This window comes from Phyllobacterium sp. CCNWLW109 (assembly GCF_037203905.1).
Classification (GTDB): domain Bacteria; phylum Pseudomonadota; class Alphaproteobacteria; order Rhizobiales; family Rhizobiaceae; genus Phyllobacterium; species Phyllobacterium ifriqiyense.
Map to the genome: position 1 here is coordinate 27,870 of NZ_JBBCBK010000001.1, position 13,336 is coordinate 41,205.

Annotated in this window: 15 protein-coding genes; 4 read left to right on the forward strand and 11 right to left on the reverse strand. The window is 55.1% G+C overall.

Annotated elements, in window-relative coordinates; genetic code table 11:
- Positions 1 to 121: 121 nt before the first annotated feature.
- The 3 genes from V9K92_RS00100 to V9K92_RS00110 all read right to left on the reverse strand — a co-directional run bounded on the left by V9K92_RS00100 (position 122) and on the right by V9K92_RS00110 (position 1,516).
- On the reverse strand, positions 122 to 526 hold the full coding sequence (locus V9K92_RS00100) for a type II toxin-antitoxin system VapC family toxin (protein ID WP_336442283.1): 405 nt from the start codon (positions 524 to 526) through the stop codon (positions 122 to 124).
- Positions 526 to 756, reverse strand: coding sequence for an AbrB/MazE/SpoVT family DNA-binding domain-containing protein (locus V9K92_RS00105; RefSeq protein ID WP_307277706.1), 231 nt, complete (start codon positions 754 to 756; stop codon positions 526 to 528). Before V9K92_RS00105 ends, V9K92_RS00100 begins: the two co-directional genes overlap by 1 nt.
- A gap of 271 nt (positions 757 to 1,027) precedes the next feature.
- The gene (locus tag V9K92_RS00110; protein ID WP_337352812.1) at positions 1,028 to 1,516 is read right to left on the reverse strand and encodes a winged helix-turn-helix transcriptional regulator; all 489 of its coding nucleotides are present in this window, start codon (positions 1,514 to 1,516) and stop codon (positions 1,028 to 1,030) included.
- On the opposite strand from V9K92_RS00110, the gene V9K92_RS00115 reads away from it, so the two are divergent.
- A complete protein-coding gene (locus V9K92_RS00115) occupies positions 1,441 to 2,067 on the forward strand; it encodes a DUF2867 domain-containing protein (RefSeq protein WP_307277713.1) in 627 nt (208 codons plus the stop codon). The two genes, V9K92_RS00110 and V9K92_RS00115, sit on opposite strands and share 76 nt — an antisense overlap.
- Before the next feature lie 266 nt (positions 2,068 to 2,333).
- Here the strand turns inward: V9K92_RS00115 and V9K92_RS00120 are convergent, their stop codons facing one another.
- From V9K92_RS00120 to V9K92_RS00140, 5 genes are all read right to left on the reverse strand, one after another.
- A complete protein-coding gene (locus tag V9K92_RS00120; protein ID WP_336442239.1) occupies positions 2,334 to 3,059 on the reverse strand; it encodes a ribonuclease activity regulator RraA in 726 nt (241 codons plus the stop codon).
- Between the two features lie 16 nt (positions 3,060 to 3,075).
- Complete coding sequence (gene araD, locus V9K92_RS00125; RefSeq protein ID WP_336442240.1) at positions 3,076 to 4,812, reverse strand: L-arabinonate dehydratase; 1,737 nt, start codon at positions 4,810 to 4,812, stop codon at positions 3,076 to 3,078.
- Between the two features lie 42 nt (positions 4,813 to 4,854).
- The gene (locus V9K92_RS00130) at positions 4,855 to 5,724 is read right to left on the reverse strand and encodes an ABC transporter permease (protein WP_337352813.1); all 870 of its coding nucleotides are present in this window, start codon (positions 5,722 to 5,724) and stop codon (positions 4,855 to 4,857) included.
- 5 nt (positions 5,725 to 5,729) lie between these two features.
- The gene (locus V9K92_RS00135) at positions 5,730 to 6,563 is read right to left on the reverse strand and encodes an ABC transporter ATP-binding protein (protein ID WP_336442242.1); all 834 of its coding nucleotides are present in this window, start codon (positions 6,561 to 6,563) and stop codon (positions 5,730 to 5,732) included.
- A 66-nt stretch (positions 6,564 to 6,629) separates the two neighbouring features.
- A complete protein-coding gene (locus V9K92_RS00140; protein WP_336442243.1) occupies positions 6,630 to 7,631 on the reverse strand; it encodes an ABC transporter substrate-binding protein in 1,002 nt (333 codons plus the stop codon).
- A 147-nt stretch (positions 7,632 to 7,778) separates the two neighbouring features.
- On the opposite strand from V9K92_RS00140, the gene V9K92_RS00145 reads away from it, so the two are divergent.
- Positions 7,779 to 8,471, forward strand: a complete 693-nt coding sequence (locus tag V9K92_RS00145) for a GntR family transcriptional regulator (protein WP_336442244.1) — start codon at positions 7,779 to 7,781, stop codon at positions 8,469 to 8,471.
- 728 nt (positions 8,472 to 9,199) lie between these two features.
- Here V9K92_RS00145 and V9K92_RS00150 read toward each other — a convergent pair.
- A complete protein-coding gene (locus tag V9K92_RS00150) occupies positions 9,200 to 10,009 on the reverse strand; it encodes a cyclase family protein (protein WP_337353467.1) in 810 nt (269 codons plus the stop codon).
- A 379-nt stretch (positions 10,010 to 10,388) separates the two neighbouring features.
- Here V9K92_RS00150 and V9K92_RS00155 point away from each other — a divergent pair, with 379 nt between their 5' ends.
- Both V9K92_RS00155 and V9K92_RS00160 read left to right on the forward strand, forming a co-directional pair.
- A complete protein-coding gene (locus V9K92_RS00155; protein WP_336442245.1) occupies positions 10,389 to 10,589 on the forward strand; it encodes a type II toxin-antitoxin system VapB family antitoxin in 201 nt (66 codons plus the stop codon).
- On the forward strand, positions 10,586 to 10,969 hold the full coding sequence (locus tag V9K92_RS00160; protein WP_336442246.1) for a type II toxin-antitoxin system VapC family toxin: 384 nt from the start codon (positions 10,586 to 10,588) through the stop codon (positions 10,967 to 10,969). Before V9K92_RS00155 ends, V9K92_RS00160 begins: the two co-directional genes overlap by 4 nt.
- A 320-nt stretch (positions 10,970 to 11,289) precedes the next feature.
- Here the strand turns inward: V9K92_RS00160 and V9K92_RS00165 are convergent, their stop codons facing one another.
- Entirely contained in the window at positions 11,290 to 12,183 is an 894-nt protein-coding gene (locus tag V9K92_RS00165; RefSeq protein ID WP_336442247.1) for an SDR family oxidoreductase, read from the reverse strand.
- A gap of 566 nt (positions 12,184 to 12,749) precedes the next feature.
- On the reverse strand, positions 12,750 to 13,238 hold the full coding sequence (locus V9K92_RS00170) for a DUF4142 domain-containing protein (protein WP_336442248.1): 489 nt from the start codon (positions 13,236 to 13,238) through the stop codon (positions 12,750 to 12,752).
- Between the last annotated feature and the right edge of the window lie 98 nt (positions 13,239 to 13,336).

Sequence of the window (13,336 nt, forward strand, 5' to 3'; positions counted from 1 at the left end):
CATTGCCGCTCAAGGTGAAGCCACGCCCGAGCGCACTCCAAAGAACTGGCAAATCAAGTAGCCTCATCGTCGAACACCTGTTCGATCGAAAAAAATCGTTGACCTGGTCTCGGTTAGCGATTTAGGCGTCTGGCGTAATCAGCGTCACAGTTGGAAAATAAGTTCGGTATCGACCGATATCGCGGGTTAAAAGAGTAAATCCACTGACAGCGGCTTGAGCGCCGATGAAGAAGTCTGGAAGAACACCGGTTCGCGAGCCACCAGATTTGCGATACCGTGTAAATATCTTTCCAGCCAGATACAGGGCTGATCGGGGTATTGGCTGAATGTCGAGGCCCGCCGCATCCACGAATGCGTCAAGTTCCTCAATTCTTTTATAACGCACTGCTAGCTCGGCATAGACAACATCATTAATTAAGAGCGGGCCGCGAAACGAAGCGGTTTCCAGTTGTGCAATCGACCAATCCGCCCAATTCGGATCGTCTGTAACAAGGTCCAGCAGCACGTTTGTATCGATAAGCGTCATCATTCTCCGCGTGTGAGAGCCATGATCGCGTCCGTATTCAATCCCTCACCGGCATGACCGCGCAGATTGTTAAACCGGCTCTTCGGTTGATGTCGGTCAGCGCGAGTAATCACAACGCTTCCGTCGCTCGCCCTATGAAATTCGACTTTGCTGCCAGGTACGATTCCAAGGAAATCACGCACGGGCTTGGGGATGGTGACTTGGCCCTTTGTCGTCACGGTCGTTGTCATTTCTGCCTCGGTAATGATTGTTTTGCAAAAGGTATTACCTTTATGGCATGGTTTCAAGCATTCTCTTGGTTGGCGCGCACTGACGTCATCGGCTCAAGCCTTACGTGTCAGGAACGGATCAGCGAATCTGCTTTCCGAGCCCCGGTGCCATCGATGACCCATGCCGTGTTCATTTCAAGATGCAGCCAGGCGAGGGAAAGCTCGAAGATATTTTGTTTTCCGACCCGGCTGATCTTTAGGCGCTGGTCCCACGTTTAGACGGCATTGCAGTTCATTCTTTACTGCACGTGGCCCCAAGTCTGGCACCCCAGGCGATGGCCCACTCGTCGAGCGGCATGATAAGGCGGACCAACGCTTTCCCATCTTCTGTCAAATCATACCCGCCAGTATGATGGACTACGATGGCAGCGGCTCGCAATTCCTTGAGGCGTGTATTTAGGAGGCTGGGATTCGTTTCGGCGACAGCCTGAAGCTCCCGAAACGTTAGGGCTTGTTCTGCATGAGCAAGCTCCCATAACACGCGCAAACTCATGCGCCGCCCCAGTAGGTCGAGCAATGCCATAGTTGGTTGACCGGTTTTCGAGCCGCGCACGGGTTGTCCAGGCTGAGGAAATTTCATGCTATACTTTTCATAGTGACCCATGTACTCATTGCTAAGAAAATAATAGCAGAAGGATATCCGAAATGATACCTCGCATCGGCCCGGCCAAAATGACCACACGGAAAGACGCGGTGGATCAGGCAGCTGGTTTTCCTTCATCGCTCGCGGCTGATGATACCTTGCGGAAACCCGGGCATAGAATCAAAGCCCGTGCGGTGCGTATGCCGTCCGATAGTGTATTGGCGCCGTTTTATGTGGGCGCAGACCTTATTGATGCTTACGCGATTCAGTTACCTATACAGGCTGACGACAATATCGAAGTGCTGGCTCGTGCTGGGTTCGAGCGGCAGGCGTGGTGGATTCGCGCGTTGACGCGGGTGCGCGACGTGGTGATGGCGACAGTCGGCGTCAAAACGTCTCGTGCGGTTGGTGTTGCCGCAGCGGCGCAAGGCCCGGTGATCGGCTTCTTTCCACTGCTATCAAAAAGTGCGGAGGAGCTGGTGATGGGTGCGGATGACCGGCATCTCGACTTCCGGCTCGCGATCCTGTTGCGGGCAGCAGGTGCAGCGGGCGACCGGGAACTCGTCGTGGTGACCGTGGTGCATTGTCATAACTGGCTGGGACGGACCTACTTGGCGGTAATAGCGCCGTTTCACCGCGTGATCGCGCCGGCGAGTCTGGAACAGGCGGCAAGGTCGATAACAGGGTAGTTTGGATCCCAGGAATGCGGAGAATGGGCCGCCGCCCGATGACGGAGGGCTGACTTGTGGTTAATGTTTTGCTTGAACCGAAGAGGCCGCATTTTCTTTTTGTCCTGAGTTTATTATTACCGTATCGCGCTGCTTCAGGGACGGTAAATGTCGCCCGCGGGTTTCAAATTGACCTTGCCGTCCGGCACCGCAGCTGCCAATGATATTGTCGAACCCAGCATCCGTGCCCGCCCGCATCAGGCGCGCATACTGATGCGGCAACTGCTTCATCGTCCGTGCTTCTGTCGCCAGGCAGCAAAATCGGCCTTGGGTTTTTCGCTAGTGGCCGGGTAAAGCCCGATGATCGTCGCACCGTTCATAACTTGTTCTGTGACAAAATCTTCATAGGCCGTCATCTCGACCGTTTCGGTGGCAATCTCGTCGGCGAGATGGGCGGGAATAACGATGACACCTTCATTGTCCCCAACAACTACATCTCCCGGAAATACCGCAACATCGCCACAGCCGATTGGGACGTTGATATCGCAGGCCTGGTGGTGGGTAAGGTTGGTTGGAGCCGAAGGACGTTTGTGGTAGGCGTGAATGGCTAAATTGGTAATCTCAGGACTGTCGCGGAAGCCTCCGTCAGTGACGATACCTGCCACACCCCTCACCTGCAGCCTTGATATCAATATGGAGCCGGCCGAAGCAGCCCTCGCATCCTTGCGGCTGTCCATCACCAGGACAGCTCCCTCCGGACATTGTTCTACCGCGGCGCGCTGCGGATGATCGGGGTCCTTGAAGACCTCGATCGTGTTAAGGTCTTCGCGGGCTGGGATGTAACGCAACGTAAAGGCTTGCCCAACCATGTTGGCCCCCTTGGCGGACAGCGGTCGCACATCTTGGATGAACTGGTTGCGGAGCCCACGTTTGAACAGAGCCGTGGCAATCGTTGGTGTAGCCACGCCCATCAGCTTTTTGCGCGTTCCTTCACTTAGATCATAGTTGGTCATTTATTGTCCTCGGATGTCAGTAGATATCTGGTTCAGGAGCGGATGGTCCAAACCGTGTTTCGAGAAAGTCAAAATCCGCGCCCGTGTCGGCTTGGCCCACATGTTTGGCGAACATCCATCCGTAGCCCCGACCAGCCTTGTCTGCCGGTTTCTTCCATTCGGAGCGACGGCGTTCAATTTCACCGTCGTCCACCAGCATGTCGATCCTGCGCTCCTTCAGGTCGAGCCGCACTATGTCCCCCGTTTTCAGAAGCGCCAACGGACCGCCGACATGCGATTCTGGCGAGACGTGCAGAACGCAGGCTCCATAGCTGGTGCCGCTCATGCGCGCATCGGACAGACGCAGCATGTCGCGATATCCCCTCTTGAGCAGGACCTTCGGCATCGGCAACATGCCCCATTCGGGCATGCCCGGGCCGCCTTGGGGCCCGGCCCCGCGCAGCACCAGAACATGATCGGGCGTGACGTCAAGATTTTCGTCGTCGATCGCTGCTTTCATTTCAGGGTAGCTGTCGAAAACCAATGCCGGGCCCTGATGCTGATGCAGCCTTGGATCGCATGCCGCTGGTTTAATGACCGCGCCAGTAGGAGCGAGGTTGCCCTTAACGACCGCAAGCGAACCTTCCTTATAGACAGGATTGTCGAGCGACCGGATGACGTCGTCATTGAAACATTTGGCCCCCTCCAGCGTCTCTCCGAGCGTTTGGCCGGAGATAGTAATCACCGAAAGATCGAGCTTTGATGAAAGTTTTGCCATGAGCGCACGCAATCCGCCGGCATAGTAGAAATCTTCCATCAGGTAGGTTTCGCCCGTTGGTCTTATGTTTGCGAGAACCGGAGTCGTGCGGCCCGCTTGATCAAGATCGTCCATTGTCAGGTTGACCCCCGCCCGGCGCGCCATTGCAACGAGGTGGACGATGGCATTGGTCGAGCATCCGGTGGCCATAGCGACAGAAACGGCATTGCGTACGGATGCATCGGTCAAGATCTTGCCTGGTACGAGGTCCTCCCACACCATGTCGATGATCCGGCGCCCCACGGCAGATGCCATCCGGATATGATTGGAGTCGGCAGCGGGAATCGAACTCGCGCCCGGCAACGTCAGGCCCAGGGCTTCCGCGATCGCCGTCATAGTGCTTGCCGTGCCCATGGTCATGCAATGTCCGTAAGACCGCGCAATACCCGCCTCGACCTCTACCCATTCGTCGGTCGACAGATTACCTGCCCGCCGGTCATCCCAGAATTTCCAGGCATCCGAACCGGAACCCAAGGCTTTGCCACGATAATTGCCGCGCAGCATGGGGCCTGCCGGCAGATAGATCATAGGCAGGCCGGCGCTCACGGCGCCCATCACCAGGCCGGGTGTGGTCTTGTCACATCCACCCATCAATACAGCACCATCGACCGGGTGGGAGCGCAGCAGTTCCTCGACTTCCATCGCCAGCATATTGCGATAGAGCATCGTCGTCGGCTTGACATAGCTCTCCGACAGAGAAAGCGCTGGCAACTCGAGGGGAAACCCACCCGCCTGGAGCACTCCGCGCTTCACATCTTCGACGCGGTGTTTGAAGTGTGCATGACAGGGATTGGCATCCGACCAGGTATTCAGAATGGCAATGACAGGCTTTCCTGTCCATTCTTCCGGTGCGTATCCCATCTGCATTGTTCTGGAGCGATGACCGGAACTGCGCAGGTCGTCCGGAGCGAACCAGCGGGCGCTTCTCAATGTTTCTGGAGTTTTTTTCATAGCCATTGCTCAATTGGAAAATGCGACGGAAAAGGAAGCCTCAACTGCTCATTCCTTCATGCCCCATTTCTGAATGGTGTGGCGTTCGATCGTCTGGAACACCAGGTTTTCAACAATAAGGCCGATGATGATCACGGTGAGAAGGCCGGCAAAGACTGCGGGGATGTCCAGAAGGTTGCGGTTCTCAAAGATGAACCAGCCAAGCCCGCCCTGCCCCGAAGAAACACCGAAGACAAGTTCGGCGGCAATCAGCGTTCGCCAGGCGAACGCCCAGCCGATTTTCAGGCCGGTCAGGATCGAGGGGAAGGCAGCGGGAACCAGAATCCGCATCACATAGGACAAACCTGTCAATCCATAATTGCCTCCGACCATGCGCAGCGTTCGAGATACGCCAAGAAAGCCCGCATGGGTGTTGAGCGCGACCGCCCAAAGCACCGAATGGATTAGCACGAAGACAAGGCTAGAGGCGCCGAGCCCAAACCAGATCAAAGCAAGTGGCAGCAATGAGATGGCAGGTAGCGGATTGAACATCGCCGTCATTGTTTCCAGAAAATCGGTGCCGATCCGTGTGTTAATGGCAAGGATTGTCAAAATGGCTGCAAGCACAGTGCCTGCCACATAGCCTGTTATCAGTACCTGAAGTGTCGTCCAGATGCGCGACGGCAATGTACCGTCGACAAAACGATCATAAAGCGTGACCAGCGTGTCGCTCAGCGTCGGGAAGAGCAGTGGATTGTCGAGATAGCTTGCATAGACCTGCCAAATGACGGCAAGGACGATTATCAGCACCGTCTTACGCACAGCGCTGATGCCCAGGATCAATTCGAGGGAACCGAGCCTCTGCTCGACCTCGGCTACATTGGCGTGCCGCCCGTTTGTCGTGACATCGGCTGCAAGAATGATCTGCGGATTTTTCATTATCGTCACTCCCTGTGGCCCGCCTCGGAAAAGAGCAGATTGTGGATATCGCGTTCGAGCGCGGCGGCGCTGCCATCGTCCTGACGGGCGCGATCGACGTCGATCACTTCAGCCTTCACGCGCCCTGGATGAGGCGACAACAGCAAAATGCGGTTGGAGACCTTGATGGCTTCGGCAATGGAATGTGTAACGAAAATCACCGTAAACCTGGTGTCTTCCCAAAGCTGCAGCAGTTCGTCCTGCATCTGACGCCGGGTCAAAGCGTCGAGCGCTGCAAATGGCTCGTCCATCAGCAAAATGTCGGGCTGCATGGCCATGCCGCGGGCGATCGCCACGCGTTGCTTCATGCCACCCGAAAGCGTGTGTGGATAACTGTCAATGGCGCGTGTGAGCTTTACCTTGTCGATATATTCCTTTGCCCGAGCCTCCGCCTCCCTGTGCGGCAGTTTGCGCGCCACGATTAGCGGAAACATGACGTTTTCCAGTACCGTCTTCCAAGGCAAAAGCTGGTCGAACTCCTGAAATACCATCATACGATCGGCCCCGGGCTTTTTGACCTGCCGTCCGTTGATATGAATTGATCCACTCACCGGGGCCATGTATCCGCCGACGGCTTTCAACAGCGTGGACTTGCCGCATCCGGACGGTCCAAGAAGAACAAAACGATCGGATCGTTCGACTGAAAAACTAACGTCTTCCGTCGCGGTTATCAGTAGATTCGGGGTCTTGTAGCGAAGCGTCACCTTGTCCACGGTGAGAAGAGACCTGCCCTCACTTGCCGCCTTGACATCGGGAAAACCTGCTGTTGGATCTGTTTTTTGTTGTATGGCCTGTAGCATATGGGCCTCCATAAGATAGTCAGAAGACCCGGCATCTCTGCCAGGTCGTTGGCTCGTTGCCGACAGTCAGTTGCCTTTCAGTTCGGCGGATTCTGGTAGATAATAGTCTGTCCATGCCGCAGGCATCGTCTTGAGCGTTCCGATCTTGTGCAGATGGGTGGCAAACTTCATTGTTCCCTGAGGATCGGTGCGAAACTCCATCATGTCCGGCTGTTCGAGGATCTTGACCAATATATTAAGATCGGTTTTGTCACCGGAAACCTGCTTGTAGGCACTCAATGCGTCGCGCGGGTTCTTCTTGATCATGTCGATTGCCTCGACCGTGGCTTCGCGCACGGCCCTGATGATGACAGGATTTGCGTCGGCAAAAGTCGTGGTCGTGAAAAACGTCGCTTGTGTTAAAGGACCGCCAATGATGTCCTTGGAATTGACCACGATGTGGTTGCCTGCGTCGATCTCCAGATACTGGAAAGGCGGTGCGGAGAAGTGACTTGCCACCTCGTGGCTCTTGTTGGCAAGCGCCGCCATCGCATCGGGATGCCCGAGCTGCACGGTGTTGACATCGAAATGCTTCAGATCGCTGTCTCCAAACATCTGACCCGCTGCCATTTGCAACAGGATCGCCTGCGTCGAAACGCCAACCGTTGGCACAGCAATCTTGTCGCTCGGACCGATGTCCTTCAGTGATTTGATTTTGGGGTCACGCGACACCATGATGACCGGCTGCGCCGAACTGGTGATGATCCCTTTTACTTTGCCACGTGTTCTGTCCCACAGCAGAAGCAGGTTGCCCGTCCCGGTATTGACGATGTCGACATTCCCGGAAAGAAGCGCATCAGTTTGTGCGCCGCCACCGCTGAACGTGCGCCAATTGACGGTAACATCTTTGAGGCCATCCTCCGCCGCATGCTTCTCAATGAGCTTTTGTGTCTCCATGACGTGGCTGGCCAAGTAAAGGATGCCTGGCTGGCGGGTGATGGAGATATCGGTCTTGTCCTGAGCATAGCCAGACGAGCTTAGACCCAGAATGATAGCAAGTGCGGCAACACTGCCCTGAAACAATCGCATATTTTCCTCCCGATAATTCTCTTTATGGTTCGCGAACGGCGATGACCCTCCGACATCGCTGGTTTCGATTAAAGCACTAATGCATCAGTGCATCAACTAAATAATTGTGGTAGTGCAATTGAGACAGACAACGAGAGAGCAGCAATCATGAGTGGTAGGGTTAATAATAGCGTTCTGGACCGCACACGGCAGGTCGCCCATCAGATTCACGAAATATTGAGGGACCGCATTCTCTCTGTTGAACTTGTGCCGGGAACAATTCTTTCCAGGGCATCGCTTCAGATGGAGTTTGGCGTCAGCCAGACTCCGGTCCGGGACGCTCTGATGCGCCTTGAGGAGGAGGCCCTCGTTGAAGTCTATCCACAATATGCCACGGTCGTGGCAAGGATCGATATTGATCACGCAAGGCAGGCACAATTCCTCCGGCTCTCGATTGAACTTGAAGCGGTTCGCCGTCTGACAGCCGAGTGTCCGGCCGAGACCGCAGCAGACCTTGAGGAATTGCTGGCAAGGCAGCGGCAAGTTGCCTCTCCGCAGACATATGATCTCTTCGACGCGCTGGACAAGGATTTTCATCGGAAAATCTATGAGCGCTCAAACATCCTCAACCTCTGGTCGACCGTGCGTCGCCAGAGCGTCCATCTTGACAGGTTGCGCCGCTTGAATCTGCCGATGCCCGGCAAGATGCAAACTGTTCTTGAGGATCACCAAGAGATCATCAATGCGATACGATCGGAACGCGCACATACCGCTGAAATCGCCCTGCGCAAACACTTGTCTGGGACACTGTCCATCATTGATCTTATAAGCGAACAATTTCCAGAGTATGTTCGCAAGTGAGGTCGCAAAGCGAGGCGAGCAGGGTGGTCCGGTCTCCGACGTGTTCAAGGCAGGATTGGTCCTGGAGTTGATCCGGCCACCAACCAGGCTGGTCTTGTCTCCAACCGTAACATCAAAACCTTCAGCATCAGTATGAATTCTTGATTGCTTGCCAACAGGGGCTGCGTCGCCATTGGTTTTCTGCAACGCCCCCGCTGAACCAAGTCGCCAGGGCTTGTGATCCGTAACGCCGCCCGGTTCAGAACCATGAACTGCGGTGAACATGTGATCCAGTTCAAGGGTTTCCAGAACCCTTCAAGCAAACGACGCGTTTTGATGTAGCCGGAAACAGTCTCATCCTCGTATCACGAAGAGAGTTTAGCGTTGCAGGAATCCGGGCATGAAGCGTGCTCATGAGGAGCCCGTGAGTACTGTAGTCGCTCGATATGCGTCCACAGGAGGGCCAATTATCGATTGAATATCCATAACCTCGGGTGGCTGATTCCCTGGTGCGCGTAGGGTAACACGGCAGCTCGATAAATACCGGGTAAGATTTGATCGACGTGCCGTCCAGGAGAACGGAAAGATTAGAATTCGGGTTCCGGATTGTTTCCTATCTGCTTTTCTAAGTGTGCGCCGATGTTCGTTAGGGTGCAGGTACCATGCGATCTGCATTTACGATTTGACGGCTTTGACAAGCCAGCCTGCCCCGGCGGCATTCTCGTCTATCGGGACGGGACCAGTTGCGATTAAACAAGCGCCAGGATACGAGCCGGGCCACCTGTCCCGCCTCGGTGGGTTGGTGCGCCGACGACGATTGTCGCTCCTTTGAGGGGCAACGCTTCAAGGTTGTTCAGACCTTCTATGCCGTAGCGGCCCGCCGGAAGCCACGAATTATGCACCGCAAAATCGGCAGAGTTGCCCGGATCCAATGAGAGCGTGTCGACGCCGATTGCGACGGTGTCGATCTCGAGCAGTAAATCCGTTGCCGACTTGCTAAAGCCGGGGAAGGCGAATTTTCCAGCATCGTCATTACGGAATGCGGGGCTTTTTACTTTTGTCGCCCAGCCAGAGCGCAAGGCCACGACAGAACCTGCGGGAATCTCGCCATTTGTGCTGATCCAGCGTTCTATATCCGCCGCCTCAATGGTCGAATTGGCATCCTCTTTGGCACGATCTGTGATGTCGATGACAACCAGCGGCGCGACCAGCTTTTGTGGTTCCAGCTGATCAACGCTGGCGCCATCGGCGCTGAAGTGGAAAGGGGCGTCGATATGGGTTCCAGTGTGCTCAAAAACCGTCAGTTTATGGAGTTGATATCCGTCCTTGGCGATATTGGCGGCCCATTCAAACTCTATTCCGGGCTTGCCATCAAATGTTGGAAACATTGAATCATACACATGAGTGAGATCGACAACTTTGCCAGCTGTCTGAGCAAGCACCGGTGTCGCCAGGTTTCCCGCGCCTATTGCCATTCCCGCCAGAGCCGCACCCTTGAATAGCATACGACGCGACAGCATGTTCTTCTTCACGTCCTCTATCACGCAGTGATTGCACATCCGCTCTTCCCCTCGTTTCAAAACTCTGTTCATGAGGGTATCTCAAAACTGTGATGAAGCAAGATTGGACGATTTTTAAGGTTGCAGCTCCAGTAGAAAGACATGCTACCGTTTCACCGGACGGCGTTCGCTTCTGCCGCTATGGCCGGGAAGACGGGTAGATGGTGCATATCCGTTATCTGGCTCTCCCGCCAATTCCAGATAATAAGTGTACCGGACCTCCGCTCATTCGAGGTGATCGCAGATAGTCACAGCACTCGAGCTTCGACCCCCTCCGGTGAGATTTTTTTAAGCCAGCACTGCGTAGTAATGCTGCAATCGGCATAGATTTTATCACCAAGTGGTGCTATTTTCCGCACTTCAACTACGGAGCTACATCATGCGATCGACTATTAACCTCGATGACACGCTCATGGAGAAAGCTAGGTTCTTGACCGGTACAAATGAAACTGCGGCCCTAGTGCGCCAGGCGTTGGAAACGCTTGTCCGTGTGGAGTCCGGAAAGCGCCTCATCGCATTGGGAGGAACTATGCCCGATGCCCAGGCAGCTCCGCGCCGCCGGAGCGCAGCGGCCAAGTGATACTCGCGGACACCTCGATCTGGATTGATCATTTTCGTCATGTTGATGCAGAGCTGCGCAGGATTATTGAAGCCGACCTCCTACTTTGCCACCCAGCCGTGATCGGTGAGCTGGCGCTTGGCAGCCTTAGGGATCGCGGCAGCGTGATCGCTTTTCTGGCGGCTCAGCGCGCGGTGGTCGTCGCCACGCACGACGAAGTTATGACAATGATCGATCGCCACAGTCTTTTCAGCATCGGCATTGGCTACACCGATGCTCACTTGCTGGCATCCGTCCTTCTTGACCAGCGAGCGACCTTATGGACCAGAGACAAGCGCCTGAAAATAGCGGCCGAAAAGGCAGGCGCTTCACTGCACCTACCCGTAAATCGTCCAAACTAAAATTGCCAAGCCAAAGCCCTTATTTCCAGGCCCCGGTATGAGACATCACTCGGTGTGGTTGGAATGACCCAGTGTGCAGGAAGCGGTCAGTCCGCATTCACGACCAAAACATCGATAGCGGCCATTTATCCACCAATCAGAGACAGGGCAAGTTCTGCCAATTGCGTGAGAGCGCTCATTAGCCAGCTATCGAAGGCCGAAACAGGGATGCCAAGCGAGGCCGCCGCTTCTCTAACTGGCCAACTTTTCAGGAGATCCTTCGTCAGTGATCGTCGTCCGACTCAGGTCTCATAACCACTTCGATAAGCAGGTCTAGTTGGTCAGGCCACTCCCTTGCCGCCTGTCACGCCATAGACTTCGCCATTGATAAAGCTGGCTTCCTGCGAGGCAAGCAAGACAAAAACTGGTGCCAGTTCGACCGGCTGCCCGGGACGACCGAAGTCACTATCCTTGCCAAAATTCTTCACCTTCTCATCCGGTTGTCCGCCACTTGGCTGCAGCGCCGTCCAGACCGGGCCGGGTGCTACAACGTTGGCGCGAATGCCACGTTCAATCAATTGCTTGGCGAGCGCTTTGGTATAGGCAACGATGCCGGCTTTCGTCGTGGCGTAATCGAGCAGGATCGGCGATGGCTGATAAGCCTGGATCGAAGCGGTTGTTATCACCGACGACCCAACCGGCATATGAGGAACGGCAGCCTGGACGATCCAGTGCAGCGCATAGAGATTGGTCTTCATCGTCTTGTCAAAATCGTCGGTCGACAACTCCTCAATTTTCTCTCGATATTGCTGCCGGCCAGCATTAACGAGGAGAATGTCGAGACCACCGAGCTCAGAAACAGCCCTCTCGACCAATGCTCGGCACCACGATTCTTCCTTGATATCGCCCGGCAGACCGATTGCCTTGCGTCCTTCTTCTTCAACAAGCCGGATCACCTCTTCGGCATCCGCTTCCTCATCTGGAAGGTAGGCGATGGCAACGTCGGCGCCCTCGCGCGCGAAGGCGATGGCCGCAGCGCGGCCGATCCCGGAATCACCACCGGTAATGAGCGCATTCCGTCCCGTCAGCTTTCCCGATCCGCGATAGCTTTGCTCACCGTGATCCGGTGTGGGATTCATCTTACGTGCGAGGCCAGGCGCGGGCTGCGGCTGGTCGGGAAATGGCGGTGTCGGATAGAGACCGCGAGGATCGTTCAGGGAAGACTTTTTGCTCATGATAACACCCCATGTTTTTACGGAATTGCTGGTAGTGACTGTTGGCGAACGTCCGTTTCACCGCTTTGTTCCAGTGACGCTGCTCCTCCAAGCACCGATCTTCGTCTTCCACGGCTTCTTCGCAATTCCTTCTGAACGCGTTATTTTTCTTTTCCGAGGGGTGTTGGATTGATACGAACTCGTTGCCCTGGCCCGGCACTGTCGTGATGGGTGTACCGGGACACGGCACCAGAGACTTCTCAGCCGCGTTACGGCCCTCCTTGCGGTTAAACTGCGGTAAGAAACGCCAGGCGCGATGAGTTGCAGTCGGGCCGTCCGCAGCGCCGCCTGCTCAATCGGCAGCGTCCTGGCGACTTGACGTTGCTGGTGCCCGCGCCTGCCGCGTCAAGTTTCCCACTAGCGATGGCATGGCGTCATGGATCGCGGCGAGCGTGCTCGTGACTCCAGGTCCCTGTTGCTGGCATCCAGTGCAAACTGAAATCCAGTGCTGCTGGATTATTCCATAGGCCAATGACCTCAACAAGATGCCTTCCGCTCCGCCGAAAACCGAAGGCATATGAGGATGATCAGTTCATTGTCTTCACCGCGGTCAAATGTTCCGTAAGCGTAGGCAAGGTTTGAGTAGCGAATTTTTTCAGCTCACCGGCCTCCCCGTTTGCCGCGTAAACGGAGAAAAGAGCAACGGCGGCTTCGTGCGCCTTCAACTGCTCGGATTTGTAGATTTTGTCGAAGCTCGATTTGTCGGCGGCTTTAAGTGCATCCAGCTTTGCTTGATGTTCTGCATCCAATTTCGTCGGAACTTCGACCTTGTCTGCTTTGGCGGCCGGCATCATTTTTTCGCCTGCTTTGGAATGATCCGATATCATATGTTCAGCGAATTTCTTGACAGCAGCATTGTCGGATTGTTTCAGAGCCAGTTCGCTGGATTGAATCTCAAACATATTCGAGACTGTCGCCATCTTGGCGAATTCAGCCGGCTTTGTGATCTCCGCCGCAAATACCGAAGTAGTGAGTAAGAGATTTGCAGCAGCAGTTAAGATGAGCAGATGCTTCATTGTTTCCTCCAGTGTGTGAGAAGAGGAAACTGTCGCCGCCAATGAACGTTCCATTGTAAAACCGGCGCATTTCTGCGCCCGCCAAGCAAGTGGAGCAA